The organism is Streptomyces beijiangensis (assembly GCF_017315755.1).
Taxonomy (GTDB): domain Bacteria; phylum Actinomycetota; class Actinomycetes; order Streptomycetales; family Streptomycetaceae; genus Streptomyces; species Streptomyces beijiangensis.
Genome location: NZ_JAFLRJ010000673.1, coordinates 1 through 467, shown reverse-complemented (window position 1 = coordinate 467; position 467 = coordinate 1). Strand labels below are relative to the sequence as shown.

1 pseudogene is annotated in these 467 nt (G+C 67.9%); it reads right to left on the bottom strand.

Features of this window, described 5'->3' with window-relative positions:
- Positions 1-235: pseudogene (locus J0695_RS38165) on the bottom strand (M23 family metallopeptidase); the annotation flags it as partial.
- Between the last annotated feature and the right edge of the window lie 232 nt (positions 236-467).

Here is a 467-nt window from a genome sequence, read left to right as displayed (position 1 = left end):
CAGACTTCTTGGCGGACTCCGCGGCCTTCTTGGCGGCCGTGGACTGGGCGCTGACCTGCTGGTCGAGCGCGGTGGCGGTGCTGGAGGCACCCGCGAGGATCGTGTCCTTGCTGTCGGCGGCGAACGCGGTTCCCGCACCGAAGAGCGCTGTCGCGCCCATGCCGGCCGCTACGAGGGCGGCGGCACCGCGACGCAGGGACCGGTTGGATATGTGGGAAGAGGCGCGCTTCGACATGACAGATGACTCCGGGGGCTCAGGGGGTGTCCCAGCCGTTGGGGCCGGGGGAACCATTCCTTGGTAACGCGGCCCACCAGACCGGCCCAAATCACCCATCTACGAACAAAGGCCGTAGTGAGCCCTGAGGAAATAAGCCTCTTGCCAGGCCGCCGCATCCCCGGAGAACCCATCCGCCCAAACGGGTTTAACCCGAGCTCCACCCCTGCCCGCCCCCGGCTTTATCCCCGGA